Origin of the sequence: Pseudomonas iridis (genome assembly GCF_017980685.1) — a bacterium.
In the GTDB taxonomy this organism is placed as follows: Bacteria; Pseudomonadota; Gammaproteobacteria; order Pseudomonadales; family Pseudomonadaceae; genus Aquipseudomonas; species Aquipseudomonas iridis.
The window spans coordinates 49179-71987 of the sequence record NZ_JACXXO010000013.1 but is presented as its reverse complement, the minus strand read 5'-3'; the positions used below and the strand labels follow the sequence as shown (position 1 = coordinate 71987).

Sequence of the window (22809 nt, the reverse complement as noted above, 5' to 3'; positions counted from 1 at the left end):
GAACGTAGCTTAGGTATCCGAGTAGGTGTGTGTGCTGCCTAACCCCTTGTTGGCATTCCGTTAATGCAAACCAGCTGCTTTGCACGCTTCGACGAACGTCAGGCCTTTCTTGTCCATGGCGGTCTTGACCATTTGATTGGCTTTCACCAATGCAGCGGTGGGCTTGGCCCATTGGTCTTGTGGCAGCGGCTGAGACCATGTTTGTACCTGTTCTGGAAGCGTAGGCCGACCTTTGCGATGCGCCCATTCGGCGAGTATGTAAGGCATTTTCCAGAAACTCAGCACGCGCCACATGTACCAACGACGCAGTGGCCAATAGGATTTTTTCGAGTAGCCGTAGTGTTCGCGTTGCTCGGGCGTCAGTTCGTCGCCGCCCTCGTCCAGCGAACCCATCGCGCGTGCGTCTTCGCGTTCGATATCAAAGGTGTGCAGCCCTTCGTACGGTTTGAGTCGATCCCCGGTGGGAATCAATCCCAGTGCCTTGAGCATCGGGTTTGGCACATCGACTAATTGACCGTCTTCCATGTAATTGCGGATGGACGTCCACATTCCCAAAGCGTGTGCATCGCTGGGCTGTGGCAACAGGATGAACTGGACTTTGTCCTGCTCGTCATCCTCAAGACCCATGCCGAACGTGTACTGGCGGGTGGCGCCGTAACTGGTGACGCCTTGGGTGTTGGAAACCCAGGCCACGACGTTTTCCCAAGGTACGATCAGGGCACGATGGGTTTTGCTGTCGACGTAGCAGACTTCGCGGCGTTGACGGTTGAAGCGGACGGGGTAGGTTTTTGCTGCTTTGAATACGCCGGAGAACATTCCGTAAGCGTAAGCACCCAGTGGAATCAGCAGGAGGAGTGATCCTGTGGCAAACACTTGCAGAAAGCCTGTAACCGTGTCGAGAAAATCTCGATCAATACCGGGCGGCTGAAAGGTACAGAGCCAGATGGATATAAGTACAGGTGCTATGAACGCCGTACTTATCATCATCCATATTCCAGCCGCCAAGATTTTTCCTTGCTCGACCATTCCCCAATTGTTACCCCCTAGCTCTAGAAAGATATCGTTCATTTCAGAGAAATTACGGCGAGATGATTGGGGCTGGCCTGTATAAACCGGCAAGGGCGACAGAAACAAAGTCTCGCTCAATGCTTTTACGCGTATTTCCCCAGCGTGAGGTCGCTGGTTTCGAATATCCAGCTGGGATTCGGCAGTCAGAGGTTTGTCTTTACGTTTGAAGAGATTCTTAAACATCGATAGTCGCCAAGTCTTCTTTTCTGAATAGTATGAATTGAGACTTGCTCGTTTTTACTGGGAAATTGTCAATGGACTCAACTTTAAACACACCTTTTGTGGGCATAGGCGCATAGGGGGCACCAGTGATGTGCCAATCCTTTACTTCAAAACAGGTCTGGTGCATGACGTCTCGTTCGGCCTCCAATTGATATGCAATGTTGAAAGCCATGGCAAAATTCTTGGTCTGCAATAAGTCGCTGATTGGTAAGTGGAGTGTTAATGCTTCCTTTCCCTTGCTAGCGATTACGAGCCGTGTAACCCAAGTTTCAGTACAGTTTTTCCAGCGTAGAGGAAAAGGTCCCGCACCGATTTTTTGGTGTGTGGTATCGAGATATCTCTCGTACAACTGTAGTTGCAATTTTCGACTGTCCATTTCCTCTGTGCTGACTCCCGGCATTACCAGCTTCAGATAGGTTTGCTTTTTTTCATTGCGGATCATTTCGCATGTTGGTTTTTGTACCACTTTCGCCAGTTCATTCCACTCATCTTGAAAGCTACGGTTCTCGGTCTCAGATCCCCATACACTGCTTTTCATCCATTTCTGCAGATCGTCTAAATTGAAGTAGTTGTAAAGACCTTCTCCAACCAGTTGCAGGGCTGTAGCGATCAAGCCTATCAGGTTGGCGCGAGCTCCGATGGCTAAAAGGCGAGGGCTGGCCTCTGCCCATGCAAGAGCTCGCAACTCGGTCGGTGCCTTCATAATGTTTGTGGCGATGGTCCCCGTATGCTTGGCCGCCCAGGTATTTGTACCAACCAATATTCCATCACCTGCGATTTGCATCGTTGTGGCGCCCAAACTCTTATAGTCTCCTTGTGCCAGAGCTTTACCCCACTGAAGAGAATGTTTGCCGAGATCAATTGCTGCAGCCGCCATTCCAAATCCGAACGCCCCCAATCCCGCGATGCCGCTCCAGCGGCCTAAGCGACTCATCGTGTTCAATTTTCCTGCGGCACTCTCCATTTGCTCGATATGCGCTTGGAAAATGGTGACGGATAATCCTTGGACTGACGCAAAACCTGCAGACGACATCCCTATGAATGATTCAAAGGCCGTAAATTTCTCAGATGCGGTAGTGGTTGTCTTTGTTGCAAGAGAACTCATCGCCTCTATGAATTTCTGCCCCTGAATCACAAACAACGCAAACGCAATCCCATCCCCCTTCGACTTCATGGCCCCCGCGAGCGGCTTGTTAAAAGTCCCTGTAGCGCGGAAGTCTCGTACCGTCCTGCCCATCTCGGCGCGCAACTGCGGGTCCAGTCCGTCGATCACCGTACCGATTTTCGCCGGACCGTCGGCGCCTACCGTCAAGGCGTCGCTGAGCCTCTCTTCCAATGGCAGAAGCGAGCTTTTGATTTGGGTAATTTGTTGGTTGTAGTGCACTAGTCTGTCCGGATTGCCCGAACCGCTGGATTGCAGAGACAATTCGCGATTGCGCAGCTTGTATTTTTCCTTCAACTGACTGCGCAGTTCCAGCGCCTGATCGCGGGCTACGTTAAACGCTTTGATTTCAGCGGCGGATGCCCCCCGCAACGTCAGTCCCTGGCGGGAGAATTCGCGCAGCAACTGCAATCGCGCCGGCGCGCCGATCTTGCGGATGTAGTTGTTGGGGTCGATGGTCTGCGCGCGCGCGAAGAGGTCGTGAGCCTTGTCCAGTTCGTCGGCAATTCTCATCTGCCGAGCCGGGTTATAGGCTTCGTCCAGCATGCTTTGCATGCCCATGAACTGGGTGTTCAATTTGGCGTAGTTGGGCAGGCGCTCGGTCATCAGGCTGTGGAACTGGTTGGTCAGCACGTTGACGTTGGCCAGGTTCTCCTTGGCGGAGATCACGTTTATCGAGAAACTGCTCAAGTCCGCGAGTTTTTTGGCTACGTCGACTTGTGCGGCCAGGGTCAGGGTGTCTAGCCCAGGTACGACGGTCAGGAGATTGGCTTCCATGTAGGCCGCAAGTTTTGCGACTGCGGCGGGATCTGCACACATGGCGGCGACACAGACGAATTCGGTTTCCAGACGATGCTTGATTTGCGCATCGAGTTTGAAATCGTAATACCAGGCGGCGCTGTGGAAGTAGCCACTGGTAAACATCGCGAGGCGGTCGTCACGGATATTCTGCAGGCGGGTGTGCCAGTGACTGAGCAGCATTTGCTGCTTTATGACAAAGGCTTCCATGTCAGGCCTGTTGATCAGGTCGTCAATGCCACGCTGACCAAGTTCTTTGCCGTGCAGTGTCTGCCAACTCTGCAAGCTGAGTTTGTTGATCGTGTCGTAATGCTTGCGATGAAGCTCTTGCCCAAGAGAGTCCGTCATATCCACGTAGGCGCGGGCGTAGACGTTGACTTTCGCGGCTCTTCGCCAATGTTCTTCTGTACCGAACGGGCCCGGATACTTGTGATCGCGACGTACTTTCAGAAACTCGTAGATCTTCGATTGTTGTTCTTCGTTGGTCTCATCCTTCAAGGCCTTGATCGCTGGGTCGGTTTGACTCAAGGCTTCAAGGCGCGAACTGTTGACGTCATACAAGGACTGGATATAGGAACCGGTGAGGTACTGCGCCTGGCACTGGTCATCTACGCTCCATTGCTCGATCCAGTCAGCCACTTTCAACTGGGCACTGGCGAGATCACGCATTACGCCAATGTCGTCACGCAGCACCAGAAACAGGTAATCATCCTTGTAAGGGCCTTGCACGTTACTGGTCAGACTTTCGATGGCGGTTTGCTTGAAGAGTGGTTGATCCTCCCAGTGATAGGCCACGCTTTCCTGTGGGTTCGAGCCCTCTGGCTTGGCGTCGGATCGAGATTGATCTTCCTTCACCTCCGCCAGCCAACTCTCCGCCTGCTGCTTGCTCAACAAATGCTCCCCACCCTTTTCCGGACAGGCGCTTGCCAATTCGAGCTGTTGCATCAAACGCTTGCGCTCATCCTTGGAATTGAGCACTTGCGAGCATTTGAAGGCCGTCCACTGAATCTCGGAGTAGCTGGCGTACAAGGTGTGTTGGCGCGTGAACACCAGATGCGGCTCACCGACCGAACTGGTTCGGGTGTCGCCCGACACTTCCTGACTGTTCCACAGCAGCTTGGTGATCTGGCCTTTCTCGATGCGGTATTCGTGCAGGTAACCGGTGGTGCCATTGACGATGTACAGATAGCCGTCGCGCAGCAAACGAATGCCCAGTGGCTGGCTTTTGGTTTTGTACGGCATCGACAGCTCGGAAGCCGGATCAAGGTGCTGAACCAGACCGTAACGTAGCGGCAGCAGTTGCACTTTCTTGTTCATCAGCGGGCAGACGCCCATCGGCACACGAGTGTCCTTGGAGGGCTTGGCCATCGCGGCAGTATTGGCACTGGGTTTTGGTGTTTGATGAGCGGTCACGATAGGCTTCCTTGTCGATCGGCGGCACGGCGTTCGGCCAGTTTCGCAGCGCGTTCCACGCGTTTCAATGGTGCTTCAAGTGACGATTGCGTCAGTAGCTGAACGATGTCGGGATGATCAGTGAGTGGCTCACCGGCCAGGTAACCGTAAACGTTCGCGTAGAGGGTGATTTTCTGTTCGGAGGCGAAACCCTTTTGATAGGCATCATCCGCGAGTGCTTGCGCATACGGGCGTCGATCTTCAGGTGCAAAAGTTGCCATGAAGTCCGCAAAGTAGGTGTGCAAGTGTTCAGCGAGACCTGAGACGAAATTACGAAACTCGACTTCGCCTAGCGCGGTGAGTTCTTGATCCGTTAAACGGTAGGTCTCGGGTTCAGCAATGGCGGGTTGCGGGCGCGTGTGTTGCTGCCAGTTGATTGCTACTCCGTCAGGCAGGCAGACATGGCTGACCGGGCCGAACCAGCGCGCGCTGCTGTTTTTTTCAGCCAGCCCAAATAGCTGATGCATGACCGCCGAATCCGCAATGCGTGGCATGACTTCCACGCCGCTCGGATGTTCCACGCTTAGCAAGTGGCGCCAATGCTCCCATAACGCATGCGCATCGACGTCGCTGAAAAGCAGATAACCCCACTCCTCGGATGCATGCTCTGTGAAGTACGCCAATAGCGGATCGTTGGCGCCTTTGAGAGCAATCAAATAGGGCGAGATATCTGCCAGCTCCTGCCAGCGAGTGGACTGGTACAGGCTGTAGGCTTGGTTGTCCCACTGAAACAATTGCTGCGCGAGGTTGGGAACACTGACGCCATCCAGCAGTAGATAGGCTGGGGTTTTCCATGGCAGATCACTCGGGAGCGGCGGTAGTTCGATCATTTATTGTGCCTCCTTTTGCGCGGCCAATTTGGCGGCTTCACACACCGCACAAATCGGCTTCTTCTGCATCAACGCTTGCCGCTGTGCGGGCACTAACAATTGCCCGGCCTTATCCGCATCCGCCTGCTTCAACGGCCCCGGCAACAACGGCGCAGCGCCCGTGCCACTGCCCGGTCCACCGCCGGAGTTCATATTGATCACCGGCCCACTCATGGTCACGCCGCCAGCATCGATCTTGATAAAGCTGCCGCCACCGATCAGGGTCAGTTCCGCGCCGGCTTCCATCACCACTTTCATGCCGCTGCTCAGGTGGATTTCCTGCCCTGCATCAATGAACTGCCCAGTCCCAATCTTGATGTGCTGATTGACGCCCACGGTCAGGTGATCATTCGCCCGGGCCTCAACTTTGCGATCGGCATAAACCGTGTGGTGTTCTTCGGCTTTGAATTCCGTGTAGCTGTTCTTTTCGACGGTGTCGTGGCGTTCGTTGCCGACGCGGATTTTCTGGTCGTGTTCGACGTTCTCATCCCAGTCGCGCTGGGCGTGGAGATAAATCTGTTCCTGACCTTTTTTGTCTTCGATGCGCAGTTCGTTGTAGCCGCCGCCACCCATGGAGCTGAGGGTTTTGAAGGTGCTGCGGGTTTTGTTCGCCGGCAGCGCGTACGGAACGGTGTTTTCCTTGTGGTACAGGCAGCCGCTGATCAGTGGCTGGTCTGGGTCGCCTTCGAGGAAGGTGACCAGTACTTCCATACCGATGCGCGGGATGGCGATACCGCCGTACTGGGCGCCGGCCCAGGCGCTGGAGACGCGCAGCCAGCAGCTGGTTTTGTCGTCGGCCTGGCCTTCGCGGTCCCAGTGGAATTGGACTTTGACGCGGCCGTACTGGTCGCAGTGGATTTCTTCGCCTTTGGGGCCGGTGACGACGGCGCTTTGGCTGCCGAGGATGCGCGGTTTTGGATGGCGCAGGGGCGGGCGGTTTGGTACGTCCCACGGGGTGGCCTGGAAACGGTTGCGGTAGCCCTGATGGAAATCGTCTTTGAGTGCGGTGGTGTCGCTGGTCACCGACTCTTCGAGCACTTGCGGCTGTTTGCCTTCGTGGAGGACTTCGGTCAGCAGCCAGAGGTCGTTCCACTTGGCTTTCGGGTGTTGCGTCAGCGCGAGGAAATGGCCGCTGACCAGCAACGGCTGATCGCTCTTGCCTTCGGCGAGCTGGAAGTCGCTGCGGTGGCGTTCGAGGGCGCGTTTGGCCAGGTGTTTGCCGCGTTCGCGGTCGATGAAGCGGCCCGGGTAGTCGTAGTCTTCGAGGTCGGGCAGGGCGTCGCCACGGTTTTCGCTTTCCAGCGTCAGGCGCGGTTTTTCGAAGTCGTAGTCGCGACGGGTGGTGCGGCTGGTGCGGGTTTCCAGGCGCAGGTCGAAGCGCTTGATCACCGGGTCGCTGGCGACCATGCCGGAGTCTTGCTGATAGGCCACGGGCTTGAGTTTCGGGAACACCGTCTGGTCATCGCCGAACACCAGTTTGTGCGCCGTTGCGCTGTGCAGGAAGTGGTAGTGAATACCTTCTTCTTCGCACGGGCGCTGGATGAAGTGCAGGTCCGACTCGTCGTATTGCACGCAGTAGATGCGCTCGGGGTAGATCGAACCGGTTTTGAATTCGTAGGCGTTGCTTTGGATGCCGTGCTCTTCCAGCACTTGGCCGATGATTTTCGGCACCGTGAGGTTCTGGAAGATGCGCTGGTTGACGCGGTGCGCCAGGTACGACAGTTGCGGGCGCAGGGTCACCGAATAACGGGTCAGGCGTTTGCCGGAATCACCTTGCGCGGCGCGGTAGATCTGGCCGTGGATGCCGCTGCCGTCGGGCGACAGTTGCAGGAAGGCCGGTTTGTGCAGCAGGGTTTCGAGGTCCAGCGACGGCTGCTCACTGACCAGTTCCACCTCGAACACAAAAGGCTGGCTGATGGCTTCCCGACCTTGCAGGGTAAACACCTGGAAATCAGCGGAAAGACCTTCGATGGTCAGGGCAAAGTGGGTTTCATTGGCCGGCGCGAACATCCCTTGTTCCTCGTGCTGTGCAGCGGCGCTCGTCGACGCCCGCAAAAGCGGGTCAACGTACGCGAAATTCTGGAGGGGCGTAAACAACATCGACCAGCAGAGCTGGCCGATGCTTGTAACGATCAGCCGTAATTAAACGACTGGAGCACGCCAGTCATCGGAACCCGAAGTACCGGATACTTCGTGGGTCCAGGTGATTTTACGGTAGGTGAACTGCACTTCTTCCAGGTGGGTGAAGTGCGAGTTGCCTGGATCCTGGCAGTTGTGCATTTTGTTGTTGATGGCGACGATGATCGCGTCTTCCAGTTTGGTGGTGTAGTAGTGCTCTTGAGTACCTTGAGCCGAAGTACGGAACCACTGGATAACGATTTCGCTCATGCGCTCGCCGGAAGTCAGAGCGGCTTGCAGCAGAGGCGAAGCCTTGTCGTAGACCTTGGTGATCACAACTGGCTTGTGAACGCGCTGACCGGTTGGCTGACCGGATTGTGGGTCACGCGGGATGATCACGTCGTGGCTGAAAGCCTGAACCATGACCTGGTCTTCGTGGCCTTCCTGGTAGGTGTTGCCAACGGAGTCAGCGGTGAATGCGCCTGCAGTGATCAGGCCTTGTTTTTCGCCGGTAACCGACATGTACGCTGGTGTTGCCATGGGGGTGCTCTCCTTGCGGATAAATTTAAGGTGCCCGGGAGGCGAAATCGCCCGGTGGGTGCCTGACTGTTATCAAGGAGCGTGCCAGGTTTTGCCAAGTCCCCGGAGGGCGGGGGGCAGAGTGCTCTGGCCTGCGATTGTGAGGGTTTTTCACTGGGGAGCTAGGGCAAAAGTGCGCAAGAAGTTGCGCAGTACTGCGCAACTTCTTGCGCACTTGGCTGCAGGCCACGTGGCGTATGGGCTGTAGCGCTTCAGAGGGGTGTTTTATTACGGGGTGCTGCGCAACTTCTTGCGCAGCACGGCCGAAAGCCATCACTGGCAGTGCGCTGGCTAAAAAATCAAAAGATCGCAGCCTTCGGAAGCTCCTACAGGAAAAATGCATTCCAAATGTAGGAGCTGCCGAAGGCTGCGATCTTTTGATCCACCGACGACCTGCCGTTAGATTGTTTTCAGCCCCAGCACTTTCGCGCACTCTTCAATCGAACGCCTCTGCGTCTCTGCATACAACCCCAACTCATCAATGGTCGAGCGCCCCAGAGCCTGTTCGAACGCCTGTCTATTGGAGTGCTCGCCGTAGTGCGCCTGCGCCGCATCCCCAAGGTTCGACTGAAAAATTCCTGCTGCACTGACCGGCAGGAAATCTTCGTACACCAGCGGCTCAGCTTTCACATAACCATTGCGCAACAAATCCTCTAGCGAGGCGTCACCGAGGCTACCCGACGCCACGCCTTTTTCCGTAGCGAAGTAGCGAAAGTACGCCAACTCATGTTCGCGCATGCCGTCGACGCTGTCGGGAAATTCGCCAAAGTGTTGAGTCATCAGCGTGTTGTAGCGTGAGGCATTGCCTTCGTTGGGGAAATCACCGAGCTCATCGCGGGCAGCATTCAGTAAACGGTCATACAGCGCCCGACCCTTGGGTGTCAGCGCGGCGCCGCGTTGTTCGATTTCGCCGAAACGCGCGCTGTGGCTGCCTCGGGTTTCACTCTGATCGGTGAATGCGATTGGCTCATCCAGCGCTTTGAAACTGGTCTGGCGCAGCAGGATCGGGCATTGCCGGCGAGGTGGGCCTTCGATCACCGCTTTGGGCGTGATGCCATGGGCCGGCATCTGTTCCTGGACGATGTCGATGTCCAGCGTGCGCGGGGTCAGGTGGTTGATGTGCGGGCCTTTGAACGCCACGACATCGGCGATCAACCGGTGTTGGGCGCTCAACGTCTGATACTGCGCAGCGGTAACGGTTGCGCTGTGATGCCAACGAAAGGTTTCCAATGCCTGCAGGACGAATTCCTGCGATTCGGTTTCGTTGAGTCCGCCAGCCGTTTCAGCCTGGGCGATCAAACGCAGCGCCGCGTCGGTAAAGATCGAGCGTTTGGCCAGGATTGACTCGGCGAAAGCGCGCAGCTCAGGGTCTTCAATCAACTCCAGCCGCAACAACGACGTGAACACTCGGAACGGACTGATTTGCAGCGCATCCTCATGCACCGCGCGAAACGCCGTCGAATGCACCGGCACGCCCGCCGGCGTCAGGTCGTAATACCCCACCGGTTGCATGCCCATGACCGCGAACAAGCGGGCGAGGGTGGCCAGTTCCGTTGCGGTGCCGACGCGGATGGCGCCATGGCGTTCCATGTGCAAGCGTTCGATTTCGCCGGTGTTGTCTAGCTGCCTGGCGATGCCGGGCTCACGGGAAAGCACGTCACGGTTGGTCTGTTCCACCAGTTCCATCAGTGCGCCGTACAGCGGCACTTCTTCGCGGTACATATCGGACATCGCTTTGGAGAAGCGCTGGCGGATCAGGTCGGGGCTGACGAAAGGCTGCACGGTCATGAAATAAATTCCTGCCACGGTCACGTAATGGATAGGAGAAAAGATCGCAGCCTTCTCCTGCGCGGGCAAACGAAGAATCCTACGAACTTCATTCTGCCAACGACTGATCCACCCGTTCGATCCAGTGCACAACCGGCGTGCGTCCGGCGCTGGCCAAGTGGCTCTGGCAACCGATGTTGGAGGTGACGATCAACTGCGGGCGGCCGCTTTCCAAGGCATTGAGGCGGTTGTCGCGCAGTTGCCGCGCCAGTGTCGGTTGGGTCAGGGAATAGGTGCCCGCCGAGCCGCAGCACAAGTGGCCGTCCGGCACCGCCGTCAGGTTGAAGCCGAGGCGGGTCAGCACTGCTTCCACCGCACCGCCGAGTTTCAGCGCGTGCTGCAAGGTGCACGGGCAATGCACCGCGATCCGCTGTTCGCTGGCGGCGCAGATCTGCTCCAGCGGTTCTTGCGCGAGAACCTGCACCAGATCGAGGGTCATTTCGCTGATCCGCCGTGCCTTGTCGGCATAGACCGGATCGGCCTCGAGCAGATGCCCGTAATCCTTGATGAACGCGCCGCAGCCGCTGGCGGTCTGCACGATGGCTTCGGCACCGTTTTGCAGGTGTGGCCACCAGGCGTCGATGTTCTGCCGGGCGCGGTCGAGACCTTTGGCCTGGGCGTCGAGGTGATAATCCAGCGCCCCACAGCAACCGGCCTCGGCTACCGGGATGACGCTGATGCCGAGTCGGTCGAGCACCCGCGCCGTGGCGTCATTGGTGTTCGGCGACAAACCAGGCTGCACGCAGCCTTCCAGCAGCATGACGCGGCGCGCATGCCGAGGGACGGGACGCAACCCCGACGTCCGCATGGGCTGCGGCAGTTTGCTTTCAAACATTCGCGGCAACAGCGGCCGAAACGTAGCGCCCACCCGCAGCAAACCTTTGAACAATCGCGGATTCGGCGCCAGTGCGCGCAGGCCTTCACGCAACAGGCGTTGCGCCGCCGGACGCGGCACTGCCTGATCAACCACCGCCCGACCGATGTCGAGCAAGTTGTGGTAGTCGACGCCGGACGGGCAGGTGGTTTCGCAATTGCGGCACGACAGGCAGCGGTCCAGATGCAGTTGCGTTTGTGCGGTCGCCGGTGCGCCTTCGAGCACTTGCTTGATCAGATAGATGCGCCCGCGCGGACCATCGAGTTCATCGCCGAGCAACTGATACGTCGGACACGTCGCGTTGCAAAAACCGCAATGCACGCAGCTACGGAGAATTTTTTCCGCCTCGGCGGCGCGGGGCAATTGTCGGGATTGCTCGCTGAGGGTTGTTTGCATGGCTAAAACTCCGCGTACATCCGGCCGGGGTTGAACAGCCCTTGCGGGTCGAGTTGCGCCTTGAGTTGCCGGTGATAGCGCAGCAGTGTCGTCGGCAATGGCTGGAACGGTGACGAGGTGGCGCCATGGGTGAAGCAGGTGGCGTGGCCGCCGAGTTCCTGGGCAAGGCTATGAATGTGTTGGCTGTCGGATTTCAGCCAGCGTTGCGCGCCGGCCCAGTCGATCAGTTGCGCGCCGGGCAGATCCAAAACGCTGAGATTGTTCGGCAGCGACAGGCGCCATAACGGCAGGCCTTCGTCAAAGAATGGCGAACGTTGCTCGTTCAAATCACGCCAGAACAGCGAGTCCAGCGGCTCACCCCCCAGGCGTTGATGCGCCGCCGTCACCGAGCCCTCGCCACCTTCAAGGCGCAGATACAAACTGTCGCCATCGTGGCACGCGGCGCTGATTGGCAGCGGTTGCTGGCCCCATTCGGTGAGATTGGCCAGTGCCCGGGCGCAGTCGATATCCAGGCGAATACTCAGGCATTGCCGGGGTTTGGGCAGGACTTTCAGCGAGACTTCGGTGAGCACGCCGAGGCAACCGTAACTGCCGGCCATCAGCCGCGAGAGGTCATAACCGGCAACGTTTTTCATCACTTCGCCGCCGAAACGCAGGTGTTGGCCGAGACCGGTAATCACTCGTGTACCCAGAACGAAATCGCGCACCGAGCCAGACCATGGCCGCCGAGGCCCGGACAACCCCGTCGCAATCATGCCGCCGACCGTGGCGCTTTCACCGAATGCTGGCGGCTCGCACGGTAACATTTGCCCGGCGGCATCCAGTGCCGCGAGCAACTCGGACAGTGGCGTTCCGGCGCGCACGCTGACCACCAGTTCGGTCGGCTCATAGCGCACGATACCGCGATGCACGCGAGTGTCGAGCACCTCACCGGCCACTTCGCGGCCGAGAAACGCCTTGCTGTTGCCACCCTGAATTTTCAGCGGCGTGGCATTGGCCCGCGCTTCATTGACCTGATCGAGCAGGGCGCTGGCGCCATCGACGTCAGTCATCAGAAGCGCTCCAGCTCGGGAAATGGCAATTGCCCGGCATGAATGTGCATCGCGCCAAACTCGGCACAGCGGTGCAGCGTCGGGATGTTCTTGCCGGGGTTGAGCAGGCCTGACGGGTCGAACGCAGTTTTGACGGCGTGAAACAGGGTCAATTCTTCGCTGTTGAATTGCGCGCACATCTGATTGATTTTTTCGCGGCCGACCCCGTGTTCGCCGGTGATGCTGCCGCCGACCTGCACGCACAATTCGAGAATTTTGCCGCCCAGGGCTTCGGCGCGATGCAGTTCGCCGGGCTGGTTGGCGTCGAACAGAATCAGTGGATGCATGTTGCCGTCGCCGGCATGGAACACATTCGCCACGCGCAAACCGTATTCCTCGCCGAGGCGGGCGATGCCTTGCAGGACGCCGGGTAATTCGCGCCGCGGAATGGTGCCGTCCATGCAGTAATAGTCCGGCGACAAGCGGCCGATGGCCGGAAAGGCGTTTTTGCGCCCGGCCCAGAAACGCACGCGTTCGGCTTCGTCACGCACCTGACGCACCTCAGTGGCGCCGGCCTCGGTCATCACGTCGCGAACCCGCTGGCAGTCGTCGTGGACATCCGCTTCGACGCCATCGAGTTCGCACAACAGAATGGCTTCGGCGTCGACCGGGTAACCGGCGTGGATAAAGTCTTCGGCGGCGCGAATGGCGAGGTTGTCCATCATCTCCAAACCGCCGGGAATGATCCCCGCGGCGATGATTTCGGCCACGGCGCGTCCGGCCTTTTCCACGGAATCGAAACTGGCCAGCAGCACTTTGGCGACCTGCGGTTTGGGCAGCAGTTTGACCGTGACTTCGGTGATGATCCCCAGCAAGCCTTCAGAACCGGTGAACAGCGCAAGCAAGTCGAAACCGGGCGAATCGAGGGCTTCGGAGCCCAGGGTCAGGCGTTCGCCTTCAATCGTCAGCACTTCGATTTTCAGCAGGTTGTGCACGGTCAGGCCGTACTTGAGGCAATGCACGCCACCGGCGTTTTCGGCGACGTTGCCGCCAATCGAACAGGCGATCTGCGACGATGGATCCGGCGCGTAATACAACCCGAATGGCGCGGCGGCCTGGGAAATCGCCAGATTGCGCACGCCGGGCTGAACCCGCGCAGTGCGGGCGGCCGGGTCGATGTGGAGGATGGTGTTGAAGCGCGCCATCACCAGTAACAGGCCTTTTTCCAGCGGCAACGCGCCGCCGGACAGACCGGTACCGGCGCCGCGGGCGACCACCGGAACGTTTTGTTTATGGCAGAGTTCAAGCAGGGTTTGCACCTGCTCGAGACGCCGGGGCAGGGCGACCAGCATAGGGGTGGTGCGGTAGGCGGAGAGTCCATCGCATTCGTAGGGTTTGAGTTCCTCCTCGCGCCAGAGGATGTCGAGGTCGGGAATGGCGCGTTGCAGGGCCTTGAGCAGATCGGCCTTGTTGACGTCAGGTAGCGGACCGTCGAGGCGCTCGTCGTAAAGGATGTTCATTTTTGCTTGCCCAAAAACTCCCGATACAACCGCGCGGTGTCTCCTGGCTGTTCGACCATCGGCATATGCCCGACGTGGTCCCAGACATCCACCTGTAAATTGGCAATGCCTTTGCTCCAGATCGGCACGCTGCTGACATCGATCAAGCGGTCCTTGCGGCCCCACAGCAGCAGCGCCGGGCATTTGATGTCGGGCAGCTTCGGCTCCATCGGCGGGCTGGCGCGGAAATCGCGGAAGATCTCTTCCAGTTCATCGCGCTGGTTTTCATAACGCTGGGCGATCGCATCCAGCACCGGCTTCGGCACCCACGGCGGCGAGGCCATGGTCATCGCATAAAACTGCTGGAATTCTTCCCGGGAGTTGATCAGAAACGGGTTGTGTCCACGGGCCAGGTGGCGCTCCATGTCGCTGACCTCGGGGGCGGTGACGCCGGCCGGGTCGATCAACGCCAGCGAAGCGATCCGCTCCGGATACGTTGCCGCCAGCCAGGCCGCGATGTAACCGCCCATGGAGTTGCCGATCACGTGGACTTTCTCCACGCCGCAGACGTCGAGCAACTGGATCATGCGCTTGGCCTGAACCGCAATGTCATAGCCGCCACCCGCCTTGAAGCCGGTTTCACCATGCCCGGCCAGATCCGGAATGATCACCCGATACTCGCGGACGAAATGCCGGGAGAAGCGCAGCCACAGATTTTTGTCGCCGCTATAGCCGTGCAGCATCAGGATCGCACTGGCTGCTTCATACGGCCCACCCTGCCACGTCGAGACGGTCATCTCGGCGATCGGCACTTCGATCTTGTGCAGCTTGTACAACTTGGCCTCGATGGCCATGTTCAGGTCATACAGCCAATGGCCGACCGCCGGATAACTCAACCAGCTCCAGGCCACGAACACCGCGAGGGCGACAAACAGCAAAAGCATCGACGTCTTCCTTATACGTAGTCAGGACAAAATGTGATCGGCCGGTTTCAGCGCCCGGGTCAAACGGTGATAGCTGAAACTGAAGCCGGGAAACATCGCGATCACATGACCGCTCTTGCTTTGATACCAACTGTGGCAGCCGCCGGACTTCCAGACCGTACGCTCCATCTCCCGGTGAATCATTGCAGTGTAGGTACGTTCTGCCTCGGGGCGCACTTCGATGCTGCGCAGCCCTTTGGTTTGTACGGTGCGGATGCAGTCGATGATGTAGTTCATCTGCGATTCGATGATGAACAGCGCCGAAGTGTGGCCAATGCCGGTATTGGGTCCGGTGACGATAAACAGGTTGGGAAAGTCCGGCAGGCTGGTGCCGAGGTAGGCGCGAGGATATTCGGCCCAGACATCTCTGAGCTGTACGGCGTTCTTTCCGCTGACGGGGTAGGAAATAACGCCGTCGGTAGCGTCATAGCCGGTCGACCAAACGATCAGATCAACATCAATGTGCTCGCCGTCTTGGGTGTTGATTCCGCTTTCATCGATTGAAGCGATGCCCTGCTCGCGGCTGTGCAGGGTGACATTGGGCCGGGTCAGAGCCGGGTAATAGGTGCTGGAAACCAGCACTCGTTTACAGCCGATGGTGAAATCCGGCGTGAGTTTTTGCTGGAGCAGCGGGTCGTGCACCTGGCGCTTGAGAAAACGCAGCGCTTGCTTTTGCACCAGGTGAATCGCCGGTTTCGAGTATTTGAAGGCGATCACGCGGGTCTCGAACTGCCAGTAAATCAGCCAGCGCAGCAGTTTGTAGGCCGGTTTCAAACCGAGTAGCCAGCGCTGAAAAGGCCCGAATACGCGATCGGCGCGCGGCAACACCCAATGCGGCGTGCGCTGGAATACATGCAGTTGCTCGACCTGCGGTGCAATCGCCGGGATTATCTGCGCGGCGCTGGCACCGCTGCCGACAATGGCCACGCGTTTACCGCGATAGTCGTAGCTGTGATCCCAATTGTTTGTATGAAATGTCTTGCCCTGAAAGCGATCCTGCTCAGGAAAGTGCGGGATGACCGGTTGGCTCAATGGCCCGCTCGCATTGATCAGGAACTGCGCATGGTACGTGCCCTTGGTTGTGTGGACGGCCCAGCGTTTTTCCGTGTCGTCCCATTCGACGTGTTCGACGTTGGCTTGCAGCTCCACGCGTTCACGCAGGCCGAACGTATCGATCACGTGCTCGGTATAGCGATGCAATTCCGCTTGTTCGGCAAACATCTGTGACCAGCGGTAAGGCGCGAATGACAGCGAATAAAGCGGTGAGGGCACATCCACCGCCGCGCCGGGGTAGGTGTTCTGACACCAGGTGCCACCAAAGAAATCGCGCCGTTCCAGCAGTCGAAAATCGTCGATCCCGGCCTTGAGCAGGTTGATCGCCGCGCACTGACCGCCAAATCCACTGCCGATGATCAACACTTGATAAGTCTGCATGGGCCTCCTTCTTATAGTCGTTTTTCCGTTTTGCTCCCTTCATGTATAGCCAAAGATTTGCACTGTGGGAGCCCAAATCCATGGAAAGCATGCGTCTTTCGGGCCGCTGACCGGTGATGGCTATTTAACGTTACCCTGTTAGACTTTGAGCACATCTGTCCTGCACTTTGCAGGTTCCGTCGTGGTCGAGGCCCTTATGGGAAATACGGGACGAAAGGGACTTTCATTGGCAAGGAGGCTGTACACCTCGAGAGTCCTCGGGGTGCTGCTTGGGCTTTTGTGTGTGTCTGTGTCGATGTACTCGCTCGATCCGCCGTTATGGGTCTGGGTTCTGATGTTGTCCAATGGCCTGGTCTGGCCCCATCTGGCCTATCAGCTGGCGCGCCGCGCTCGGGTGCCTTTTCATGCCGAACATCGCAACCTGTTGGTTGACGCCTTTTTCGGCGGCTTCTGGGTTGCTGCCATGCATTTCAATCCATTACCCGCTGCCACGACCATCTCGATGATGGCAATGAACAACGTCGCCATCGGTGGGGCGCGTTTTCTGCTGGCCGGCTCTGCGGCGCAGTTGCTTGGGGTTGGCGTAGGGTTGGTGGTGTTTGCCCCGGCGTTCATTCCGCAAACCACGCCGGCGCAGATGTACGCCTGTTTCCCGCTACTGCTGTTGTACCCGCTGGCGTTGGGCTGGATCTGCTTTCGGCAGGCCTACACGCTGGGCGTGCATAAACGTGAATTGCTGGCGCTGAGCCGCACCGACAGCCTCACTGGCCTGCTCAATCACGGTGCGTGGAAGGATCAACTGGAAATCGCCTTTCAGCGTTGCATACGGCAGAAGCAGGGCGCGGCCATTGCGTTGATCGACATCGACCATTTCAAGGCAATCAACGACACCTACGGACATGTGGCCGGCGATATCGTGTTGCGACAATTGAGCAAGATGCTCAAGCAGAATCTGCGTGCGACCCACGTTGCCGGGCGTTATGGCGGCGATGAGTTCTGCGTGATTCTCCCGGAGTTGCCGCTGTTCAATGCCGCCCAGGCCATGGAAGCGTTGCGCGAGCGTTTCGCGACATTGGGTTATGAGCAGAATCCGGCGTTGAAGGTCAGTTTGAGTATTGGCCTGGCGGCGTACGATCCGGCGCACCCCGATGCGACCCGTTGGCTCAGTGATGCGGATCAGGCGCTGTATGAGGCCAAGGCGAGTGGACGGAACCGGGTGATCTGCCATTGCGACAGTTTGCCCAAGCAGCCGTTGCTGGACTCGGTCTGAGATAAATCCCCCCGCGGGTACCACAGCGGATTTGCGGTGTGGCCGCCCCTCACCCTAACCCTCTCCCGGAGGGAGAGGGGACTGATCGCGTTGTTTGTGGCTAATGCGCCAAGGTGCAAGATCTACTTGAATTCAATAGCCCAACCCACAAAGAACTCAGCGACATGGCGGCCTGCGCGATGCATCGGTTTGTGGTCGTGCGCGATTTGGCGGACATCTTGTCCAGCCTCAACCTCAAAGGTATTTCAGACTTTGACCTGACGCGGGTCACCAGCGCGGTGCATCTGTTGATGCGCGAGGGGTGTGCCATTCTGGATGTGATTCAGGCGCGGGCGGCGCAGCGGGAGGAGGCTTACAAAACCCCGGTTTAGCGGTGTAGCGGCAGATGCCTTCGCGAGCAGGCTCGCTCCCACAGTGGATTTGTAGTGAGCACAAAATTTGTGTTCGACACAGATCAAATGTGGGAGCGAGCCTGCTCGCGAAGAGGCCAGTGCGGCCAGCGCATCACTCCTTGACGCTCATATATTCCTTGGCCCAGAGAATGTATTCCTCCGGCTGGGTATAGGTGTGCGTCAGCTCGGTGGCGCTCAAGTCCGAAGCCTGGGTAAAGATCTGCCGCTGTTCACGCAAGCTGTCGTAAGTCGCCTTGATCGCCGCGAAGTAGGCGCCGTGGCCGTCGATGGTCACGCGCACACCCAGTTCGGCCAGACGCTTGTCGTCGCGCAGCGCCGGGTTGCCGTAGGTGACCAGCATCAGTGGCACGGTCAGGTGTTCGGCTATCTGTTCAAGCTGATCAAAATCCTGCACCCCGACCATGCAGATGCCATCGGCGCCCGCGCCCTGGTACTGGCGGGTGCGGCTGATGATTTCCTGAATCGGCAGGATCCCGGCGTTGGTGCGGGCGATGATTGCCATTTCTGTATCAACACGGGCTTCAAGCGCCGCGCGAATTTTGCCAACGCCTTCGGCCACGGTAATCAGGTCGGTGGATTTGCGCCCGAATTGCGCGGGCAGCAAGGTGTCTTCGATGGTCAGGGCGGCGACGCCGGCACGTTCCAGTTCGACGATGGTGCGCATTACGTTGAGGGCGTTGCCATAGCCGTGGTCGGCATCGGCAATCACCGGTAATTGGGCGACGCGACCGATGCGGGTGGCTTGTTCGGCGAACTCGCTGAGGGTGATAAGGGCAAAGTCCGGTGCGCCCAGCACCTGCAACGAGGCCACGGAGCCACCGAGAATCCCCACTTCAAAACCCAGGTCAGCGGCAATCCGGGCGGACATCGGGTCGAACACCGAAGCCGTGTGGTAGCAGGTGTCGGAGGCCAGCAGCTGACGGAAATTACGACGCAAATCTTGATGAGAAAGCCGGGTCATACGAGTTCCACCAATACCAAAGGAATGGAACGGCTTGAGCAAAGGTGTCAACGCCGAAGAATGAAAAGGCTATCACGCGAATGCGTCAAGGATCATGACGAATTTTCGGGGTTGCTGCTAACAGTGGTTCCAGTGCTGAAAGGATTCACTTCGGTGACGGGGTTTGTCGGTGGCTTTTGCGGGCATTGGCAAGCCTTCAGGCCGCAGCGGCCTGCTGCTGTTGGTTGGGCAGCATCACCGCTCGCACCGAATTCCCCGGCTGCAGTTGCAGGCGTTTGGCCGTGAGACGGTCGATGACCAGGCTGCTGCCGACCCGGCGCGCCCGAGCAACGGTGATACGACAGTTTTCCAGGCGCCGGTTGTGGATCAGCCACAGCGGTGCCTGTTCGTCCGGGCTGCCAAGGCTCAAGGACAACTCCAGGCTGTCGCGTACCGTGCGGATGTTGCGGATCGGCGCTTCAATCACCGGCCCACCGTCGAAAATATCGATGTAGCCCTTATGGGCGAAACCCTCGGCCTGAAGGATTTTCAGCGCCGGCTCAGTGTTCGGGTGCGCCTGGCCGATGGCCGCTTGCGCCTGTTCGGTGAGCAGGCAGGTGTACAGCGGTTGGCGCGGCATCAGCTCGGCGATGAACGACTTGTTGCCCAGCCCCGACAGGTGATCGGCATGGCAGAAATCCATCTGGAAGAAGTGCCGGCCAAGGCTGTCCCAGAACGGCGAGCAACCCGTTTCATCGGCGCTGCCCCGTAGTTCGGCGATCATCTTCTCGCCAAACAGATGCGGAAACTCGGCAACGAACAACAGGCGCCCCAGTGACAGCAAGCGGCCGTTGCTGCCGTGACGATGGTCATGGCTCAGGAACAACGAGCACAGTTCCGATTGCCCGGTCAGTTCGTTGTTGAGGAACAATGTCGGGATCTGCCGTTGAATGCCCAGATTCGGCGCCGAGCTCACGGTCAACCCGACCCGATAGTTGTACCAGGGTTCGCGCAGGCCGACCGCCCCGGCCAATGCGCTGACACCGACCACACGCATGTCATCGTCTTCGAGCACGAACAGATAATCGGCGTCGGCACGCTCGACCTGCTCGGCGAACGCGCGTTGCGCCCAGCGCACCCGGTGGGACAGGCGATCTTCATTGACCGGCAGGGTGGTGAACCCCGGGCCGGCCTGTTCTACCAGCGTCATCAAGGCTCGCAGGTCGCTGACTTTAACCGGGCGGACAATCATGCTGTAACTCCTTCTGCGCGCCTGCTCGGGCACTGTCGTTGGGTGCAGAACCGGGCGTGGTTCACAGGGCAATCAGCCGAATCGGGCTGCCATTGGTCACGTTCAGCGCCGCACACATTGCAGGGGTGAGGGACAGGGGTTGATCGGGTTGGTAATCCAGTTCGGCGACGATGGCGCGGAAACCGTGCAGCGCGTCATTGCTCAACAGGTAACGGCCACGGGCATCAATGTGTGGATGTTGCTGCACCGGCGCGATCTGGCTGCGGACGATCGAGTGGATGTTCGTCGTGCGCGCATACAGCGTCGGGCCGGCGTCGAACAGGTCGATGTAGCTGTTGGTTTCAAAGCCTTCACGCTCAAGAATGTCGAAGGCTTCCTGGCCGTCCGGATGAACACGGCCAATGCAGTCCTGAGCGGCTTGCGGCAGCATCGGTACATAGATCGGGTATTGCGGAAACAATTCGGCGAGAAACGCGCGGCTCTGCATTCCGCACAGCCGCTCGGCTTCGACGTAAGGCAGGTCGAAGAAATGCTTGCCCAGGGCGTCCCAGAACGGCGACTGCCCGTTTTCGTCGCTGTAGCCGACGATTTCGGTGATCACTGCTTCGGCGAAGCGTTGCGCGTGAGCGGCGATGAACAGCAATCGTGCCCGCGAGAGCAATTCGGAAAATGGCGTTCGCACCAGCGCGGCGTCGATATGGAAACCGCGCAGCAGCGTGTGGTCGTTCAGGTCGTGACACAACGACAGCGCCGGCACGCCGTGCTCGATGTTCAATTCCCGCGAGGCACTGGTGAAGTGACGGTTGCGCAGGCTGTAGAAGGGTTCGTCGAAGCCGGCGGTGGCGAGAATCTCCGAGCAGCCGACCAGACGATGACTGTCGAGGTCTTCCAGCACGAAGAAGTAGTTCTCTGGGCCGTGGGCCTTGGCGTCACTGGCAAACGAGGCACAAGAGCCGGCGATTTTCTCGCGCAATCGCTCACTGTCGTCCGGCAGGGAGGTTACCCCCACCAGACTGTCACGGGCCAATTGTTGGAGCTGGGTCAGGTCAGTCTGCTCGACTGGGCGTAAGACCAGCATGGATGTACTCCTGTATCAAAAGGTTCGGCAAATTTGCCGAACCTGACTATCACTGTCGGTTTCCACGCGTTAAATCGGCAGTCGCCTGATTTGTTGTCAGACGCCGCTCTTTTTTTTGTCAGCCGTTGCTCGGGTCAGGCAGCGCGGTCGTGGCGCTGAACTTGTTGAGGAAGAACAGGTACACCAGGCCCAGAGCGATCCAGATCAGGCCGAGTTTCTGCGCATCGACACCCATGTTGACCATGATCGCCGCGACGATGATGAAGCCGATCATCGGGCAGATCAGGTGGCGCACAACCTGACCGGACTTTTGCCGACGCCAGTAGTAGTTGATCACTGTCAGGTGCAGCAGCATGAAACCGCTGAGCGCGCCGAAGTTGACCAGCGAGGTCAGGGTGTCGACCGAGTTGATGAACAGGTAGCAGATCAGCAGCGACAGCACCGCCACCAGATAAATGCTCATGTACGGCGTGTTGTGTTTCGGGTGAACCCTGGCCAGTATTTTTGGCAGCTTGCCGTCACGGGCCATGCCGAACAGCAGGCGCGACACCGCAGATTGCGAAGTGACCGCCACAGCGATACCCCAGGACAGCGCCGTGGTGACAGCCGTGAGGGTCGCCAGCCAGCTACCGGCGGCGAGTTCGGCGATTTCATAGAACGCGGTGTCGGCGGACTTGAAGCCCAGACCGGCGGCCAGATCGGTAGCGATCCAGGTTTGAACGACGAAAATCGTACCCATCACCACCAGCGTTATCAACGCAGCTTTGCCAACACTGCGACCCGGATCGCCCTTGATTTCTTCGGCGAGGGTGGAAATCGCATCGAAGCCCAGGAACGACAGCACGGCAATCGACACGGCTTGCATCAGCAGGGCGAAGTTAAAGGTTTGCGGGTTGTACAGCGGCGCCAACGTCAGCTCGCCGTTGCCGCCACCGTTGTGCAGGGCGGTCCAGGCGTAGAACAGGAAGATGCCCAGCACGACCAGTTGCGCCAGCAGGAAGACGATGTTCATCCGTGCGGTAAACGTGATACCGCGCAAGTTGACGAAGGTAGCGCTGACAAGGAATGCCAGAATGAAGCCGACTTTCGGAATGTCCGGGTACAAGTGGTTGAGCGCCATCGCCGCGTACACGTACAGCAGCGGTGGGATCAGCAGGTAGTCAAGCAGCATCAGCCACCCGGCGATGAAGCCGACGTGTTGATTGAGGCCGCGTTGTGCGTAGGAATACACCGAGCCTGCAACCGGGAAAGCGCGGGCCATGCTGCCGTAGCTCAACGCGGTAAACACCATGGCCACCATGCCGATGATGTACGCCAGCGGCACCATCCCCGGTGCCTCGGCGTTGACGTAGCCATACACGCCGAACGGGGCGATGGGGATCATGAAGATCATCCCGTATACCACCAGGTCGGTGAGCGTCAGGCTACGTTTCAACTCTTGCTTGTAGCCGAATTCTTCAATTTCCATGAAGCGCAACTCCTTGTAAGCCAATCAGTCGTTTTTTAGTTGTTATATCGGTCCATCGTTTACAGCTTCAGCAGTG

17 protein-coding genes are annotated in these 22809 nt (G+C 58.5%); 2 read left to right on the top strand and 15 right to left on the bottom strand.

Annotated features, from left to right (window positions below; translation table 11 throughout):
- Positions 1-60: 60 nt before the first annotated feature.
- The 11 genes from IEQ42_RS19960 to IEQ42_RS19910 all read right to left on the bottom strand — a co-directional run bounded on the left by IEQ42_RS19960 (position 61) and on the right by IEQ42_RS19910 (position 16312).
- A complete protein-coding gene (locus IEQ42_RS19960) occupies positions 61-1251 on the bottom strand; it encodes a DUF6708 domain-containing protein (RefSeq protein ID WP_228732009.1) in 1191 nt (396 codons plus the stop codon).
- Positions 1244-4663, bottom strand: a complete 3420-nt coding sequence (locus IEQ42_RS19955) for a toxin VasX (protein ID WP_210704847.1) — start codon at positions 4661-4663, stop codon at positions 1244-1246. The genes IEQ42_RS19960 and IEQ42_RS19955 overlap by 8 nt, the downstream gene beginning before the upstream one ends.
- A complete protein-coding gene (locus IEQ42_RS19950; protein ID WP_210704846.1) occupies positions 4660-5532 on the bottom strand; it encodes a DUF4123 domain-containing protein in 873 nt (290 codons plus the stop codon). The genes IEQ42_RS19955 and IEQ42_RS19950 overlap by 4 nt, the downstream gene beginning before the upstream one ends.
- Positions 5533-7581: a type VI secretion system Vgr family protein gene (locus IEQ42_RS19945; protein WP_210704845.1), complete on the bottom strand. Its 2049-nt coding sequence runs from the start codon at positions 7579-7581 to the stop codon at positions 5533-5535. It lies immediately after the preceding gene.
- Between the two features lie 132 nt (positions 7582-7713).
- Positions 7714-8229: an Hcp family type VI secretion system effector gene (locus IEQ42_RS19940; RefSeq protein WP_007919523.1), complete on the bottom strand. Its 516-nt coding sequence runs from the start codon at positions 8227-8229 to the stop codon at positions 7714-7716.
- A 438-nt stretch (positions 8230-8667) separates the two neighbouring features.
- Positions 8668-10056, bottom strand: a complete 1389-nt coding sequence (gene hglS / locus IEQ42_RS19935) for a 2-oxoadipate dioxygenase/decarboxylase HglS (protein WP_210704844.1) — start codon at positions 10054-10056, stop codon at positions 8668-8670.
- 88 nt (positions 10057-10144) lie between these two features.
- A complete protein-coding gene (gene glcF, locus IEQ42_RS19930; protein ID WP_210704843.1) occupies positions 10145-11365 on the bottom strand; it encodes a glycolate oxidase subunit GlcF in 1221 nt (406 codons plus the stop codon).
- Positions 11366-11367: 2 nt separating this feature from the next.
- The gene (gene glcE / locus IEQ42_RS19925) at positions 11368-12417 is read right to left on the bottom strand and encodes a glycolate oxidase subunit GlcE (RefSeq protein WP_210704842.1); all 1050 of its coding nucleotides are present in this window, start codon (positions 12415-12417) and stop codon (positions 11368-11370) included.
- Complete coding sequence (glcD, locus tag IEQ42_RS19920; RefSeq protein WP_210704841.1) at positions 12417-13916, bottom strand: glycolate oxidase subunit GlcD; 1500 nt, start codon at positions 13914-13916, stop codon at positions 12417-12419. Before glcD ends, glcE begins: the two co-directional genes overlap by 1 nt.
- On the bottom strand, positions 13913-14839 hold the full coding sequence (locus tag IEQ42_RS19915; RefSeq protein WP_042559751.1) for an alpha/beta fold hydrolase: 927 nt from the start codon (positions 14837-14839) through the stop codon (positions 13913-13915). Before IEQ42_RS19915 ends, glcD begins: the two co-directional genes overlap by 4 nt.
- Positions 14840-14860: 21 nt before the next feature.
- Complete coding sequence (locus IEQ42_RS19910; protein WP_210704840.1) at positions 14861-16312, bottom strand: flavin-containing monooxygenase; 1452 nt, start codon at positions 16310-16312, stop codon at positions 14861-14863.
- Positions 16313-16508: 196 nt separating this feature from the next.
- Between IEQ42_RS19910 and IEQ42_RS19905 the strand changes: the two genes are divergently transcribed.
- Positions 16509-17582: a diguanylate cyclase gene (locus IEQ42_RS19905; RefSeq protein WP_210704839.1), complete on the top strand. Its 1074-nt coding sequence runs from the start codon at positions 16509-16511 to the stop codon at positions 17580-17582.
- A gap of 164 nt (positions 17583-17746) precedes the next feature.
- Positions 17747-17953, top strand: coding sequence for a hypothetical protein (locus IEQ42_RS19900; RefSeq protein WP_228732011.1), 207 nt, complete (start codon positions 17747-17749; stop codon positions 17951-17953).
- Between the two features lie 133 nt (positions 17954-18086).
- Here IEQ42_RS19900 and IEQ42_RS19895 read toward each other — a convergent pair whose 3' ends face one another.
- From IEQ42_RS19895 to IEQ42_RS19880, 4 genes are all read right to left on the bottom strand, one after another.
- Positions 18087-18956 (bottom strand): isocitrate lyase/PEP mutase family protein, encoded by an 870-nt coding sequence (locus IEQ42_RS19895; protein ID WP_042559747.1) that lies wholly within the window; start codon positions 18954-18956, stop codon positions 18087-18089.
- 196 nt (positions 18957-19152) lie between these two features.
- Positions 19153-20187 carry an arginine N-succinyltransferase gene (gene astA, locus IEQ42_RS19890; protein ID WP_210704837.1) on the bottom strand — a complete coding sequence of 345 codons (1035 nt, stop codon included), beginning with the start codon at positions 20185-20187 and terminating at the stop codon, positions 19153-19155.
- A gap of 61 nt (positions 20188-20248) precedes the next feature.
- Positions 20249-21265, bottom strand: a complete 1017-nt coding sequence (locus tag IEQ42_RS19885; protein ID WP_210704835.1) for an arginine N-succinyltransferase — start codon at positions 21263-21265, stop codon at positions 20249-20251.
- Positions 21266-21383: 118 nt separating this feature from the next.
- A complete protein-coding gene (locus tag IEQ42_RS19880) occupies positions 21384-22733 on the bottom strand; it encodes an APC family permease (RefSeq protein WP_210704833.1) in 1350 nt (449 codons plus the stop codon).
- Positions 22734-22809: the final 76 nt, after the last annotated feature.

Bases quoted from the DNA above. Each gene is read 5' to 3' on its own strand.
- IEQ42_RS19895 (WP_042559747.1), bottom strand. From the start codon at position 18,956: ATGACCCGGCTTTCTCATCAAGATTTGCGTCGTAATTTCCGTCAGCTG.
- IEQ42_RS19900 (WP_228732011.1), top strand. From the start codon at position 17,747: ATGGCGGCCTGCGCGATGCATCGGTTTGTGGTCGTGCGCGATTTGGCG.
- IEQ42_RS19915 (WP_042559751.1), bottom strand. From the start codon at position 14,839: ATGCTTTTGCTGTTTGTCGCCCTCGCGGTGTTCGTGGCCTGGAGCTGG.
- IEQ42_RS19885 (WP_210704835.1), bottom strand. From the start codon at position 21,265: ATGCTGGTCTTACGCCCAGTCGAGCAGACTGACCTGACCCAGCTCCAA.
- IEQ42_RS19945 (WP_210704845.1), bottom strand. From the start codon at position 7,581: ATGTTCGCGCCGGCCAATGAAACCCACTTTGCCCTGACCATCGAAGGT.
- astA (WP_210704837.1), bottom strand. From the start codon at position 20,187: ATGATTGTCCGCCCGGTTAAAGTCAGCGACCTGCGAGCCTTGATGACG.
- IEQ42_RS19910 (WP_210704840.1), bottom strand. From the start codon at position 16,312: ATGCAGACTTATCAAGTGTTGATCATCGGCAGTGGATTTGGCGGTCAG.
- IEQ42_RS19940 (WP_007919523.1), bottom strand. From the start codon at position 8,229: ATGGCAACACCAGCGTACATGTCGGTTACCGGCGAAAAACAAGGCCTG.
- IEQ42_RS19950 (WP_210704846.1), bottom strand. From the start codon at position 5,532: ATGATCGAACTACCGCCGCTCCCGAGTGATCTGCCATGGAAAACCCCA.
- glcE (WP_210704842.1), bottom strand. From the start codon at position 12,417: ATGACTGACGTCGATGGCGCCAGCGCCCTGCTCGATCAGGTCAATGAA.
- IEQ42_RS19960 (WP_228732009.1), bottom strand. From the start codon at position 1,251: ATGTTTAAGAATCTCTTCAAACGTAAAGACAAACCTCTGACTGCCGAA.
- hglS (WP_210704844.1), bottom strand. From the start codon at position 10,056: ATGACCGTGCAGCCTTTCGTCAGCCCCGACCTGATCCGCCAGCGCTTC.
- IEQ42_RS19880 (WP_210704833.1), bottom strand. From the start codon at position 22,733: ATGGAAATTGAAGAATTCGGCTACAAGCAAGAGTTGAAACGTAGCCTG.
- glcF (WP_210704843.1), bottom strand. From the start codon at position 11,365: ATGCAAACAACCCTCAGCGAGCAATCCCGACAATTGCCCCGCGCCGCC.
- glcD (WP_210704841.1), bottom strand. From the start codon at position 13,916: ATGAACATCCTTTACGACGAGCGCCTCGACGGTCCGCTACCTGACGTC.
- IEQ42_RS19905 (WP_210704839.1), top strand. From the start codon at position 16,509: ATGGGAAATACGGGACGAAAGGGACTTTCATTGGCAAGGAGGCTGTAC.